Source organism: Nocardia neocaledoniensis, assembly GCF_029868625.1.
GTDB lineage: Bacteria > Actinomycetota > Actinomycetes > Mycobacteriales > Mycobacteriaceae > Nocardia > Nocardia neocaledoniensis_A.
The window spans coordinates 1-2,414 of the sequence record NZ_JARWOJ010000002.1; the positions used below are offsets into that span (position 1 = coordinate 1).

Annotated in this window: 2 protein-coding genes; both read left to right on the forward strand. The window is 70.8% G+C overall.

Going from position 1 to position 2,414, the window contains the following annotated elements:
• Nucleotides 1-370, forward strand: a 370-nt coding sequence (locus QH270_RS00010) for a single-stranded DNA-binding protein (RefSeq protein WP_280338296.1), incomplete at its 5' end; no start/stop codon positions are given.
• Nucleotides 371-742: 372 nt separating this feature from the next.
• Entirely contained in the window at nt 743-2,356 is a 1,614-nt protein-coding gene (locus tag QH270_RS00015) for a hypothetical protein (RefSeq protein ID WP_280338297.1), read from the forward strand.
• The last annotated feature ends 58 nt before the right edge of the window (nt 2,357-2,414 follow it).

Genomic DNA, 2,414 nt, shown 5'->3' on the forward strand with positions numbered 1-2,414 from the left:
TGAGTCGCTGACCATGGGCGCGCGTGTCATCGTCGCGGGGCGGCTCAAGCAACGCAGCTACCAGACCCGTGACGGGGACAAGCGCACGGTGTTCGAGCTCGAGGTCGACGAAGTCGGGCCGAGCTTGCGGTTCGCGCGCGCCCAGGTCAACCGCACCGGACGCAGACCGAACAGCGGCAGCGGCAACGGGTTCGGCGTCGACAACCCTCCCCCCGTCACCTCTGCGGCCGAGCCCGCCACCGCTGCGCGGACCTCGGATGCTTCTGACCCGTGGTCCACCTCCGCCCCGGCGGGCGGGGGCAGCGAAGCGTGGGCCGAGCCCGTGCTGGCCGGTGTCGGTGTGGGTGATTTCGGACAGCCACCGTTGTGACCTGACCCGGTTCTGCGATCCCGTTGCGGTGGCGAGCGGGCAGGTAGGTGGTGGGTCGGGGCACCGTGCTGGGGTGGGCCCAGCCGCTCGAGGGCTACCAGGCCATCGTGCGCCACGCCGTCGGGCCCGCGCCCGGCGGAAACGAATCCCCCGCGCCCGTCCCAGCCGCGGCCGGCGGATGGGGTTGTGCGCGCGGGGAATTCGCCCCCGCACGCAGATGGCGCGTTCCCGCCGTCGTGTCGCCCGCTGTCCTGGTGAACAGCCCTCGGCTGGGCCCACCCCAGCCCGGCACCCCTATTTCGCGAAAAGCGTGGCAGTTCCAGCGCGCCCGGGTGCCGAACCATCTCACCGTCCACAGTCAGGAGAACAGCTGTGTCCGTTCACGCACCCACCGTCTCCCCCGCGATCACCCTCACCACACACAGTGTCGAGCCCGGGTTCGACCGGCACGATCTCACTCTGTCTGCCTCCGATATCACCGCCGCCGAGCCACCGTCCGATGAGCCAGCCACCAAATCGGTGGTGGCGGTGCCGGATACGAGGTCGTTCCTGGATGCGATCGAAGCGATCGAGCTCACCTTCGACACCGATCGCAAAGCCGCGATCGCGATGTTCCGTCCAGCGTTGGACTTGGCGACCGACGCCGACTGGGACGTCCTGGATTTCATGGTCGAGTGCTTCACCCTCTACCCGCGTGAGTCCGCGCTGCTGCGCCTGCGTGCCCGCTGGTCCGCCGGTGACGAAATCGAACGCGAACGGTTGGTGCGGTTGGTCCCCGACACCGACCCCGGCCTGCACTCCCACGACAACCACGCCCTGGCCCAGCTCATCGAAACCCGCGCCAGGACCAATCGCACCAGCGTGGCCGAGGAATTCGCGAAGTTTCAGGTCCAGCTCGCCGCTGCCGAGATGCCCCGCCCGTCCATCCGGACCTGGCGCAACCCGCTGCCGCGCCTGGCCATGCCCGCCTCCCGCCGCATCGATGCCGTCCGCCTCAGCCCCGAGCAGATCCGGGCCCGCGCCCTCGCACGTGGCAAGCGTCGCCCCGCCGAGCGGGAACCACTCGAGGTCACCGCGTATGTGCGGGAGAGCTTGTTCGTCGACACCGAGGTTGTCGAACAAGCCCGCCTGCGCCAACGCTGGGCCGAGCTGATCGCGCGCGGAGTCACCCTCACCACCGGTGCGCCCCGGGGTTGGACACCGCGCCGCCCCGGTGAACGGGCACCGCTGCCCGCCGACCTGGCCGAGGCGATGTGGGATCACCAGTACTGCGTGCACGTCGCCGATCAACGCGACCACGACCGCGCCTTGGCCGGGGAATCGACCAAGTCCCCCGAACACTCCCACGCGTGGGCCGCCGAACGGACCGGGCTGCGTTCACGCGCCGACCGACGAGAGGGGTTCGTGTTCCAGGGCAACGGTCTCGACGACTTCGCCACCGCGATGACTCCGGTCGCCGGGTGGCGGTGCGTGTCCTGCTTCGTCGAACGCCCCACCACCGACCAACGCCCCGTCCACGCCCGCGACGGAGTGTTGCGCAGCGACGACGGACTGTGTGACTACTGCCGGTGCGAGAACCGCGCCGGGCTGCCCGCGTTGCCCGCCGGGTTCACCGTCGCCGATCTCGCTGCCACCTACTGCACCTATTTCGTCGAGCACTACCGCGACTCCGCCTACGCGCTCATCGCCGAGGTCCGTCGTCGCGCACCGGAATGGTTGATCACCGTGATCGACCGATTCCTGACCGCCCACCCGGACCTGCCCGGCACCCCGGCACCGGTCGACGCCGACTCCGACGCCGTACCGGCGCCCGCGGTGTCCACGCGCCGCCGCGGACCGATGGTGCCACCCGGACAACGGCCCGGCCGGTGCGAGGGCTGCACCCGCTACACCCCGGTCCACGACGACGGGTTCTGCACACAGTGCCGGGTCCACCTCGGCCTGCACATCCCCACACCGCGCGAGCGTCGACTCGTCGCCGCCTGACCCATCCCCACAGCACATAGTCGGGGGGGGGGGGCCCCCCCACCCCGCGGCCCCCCCC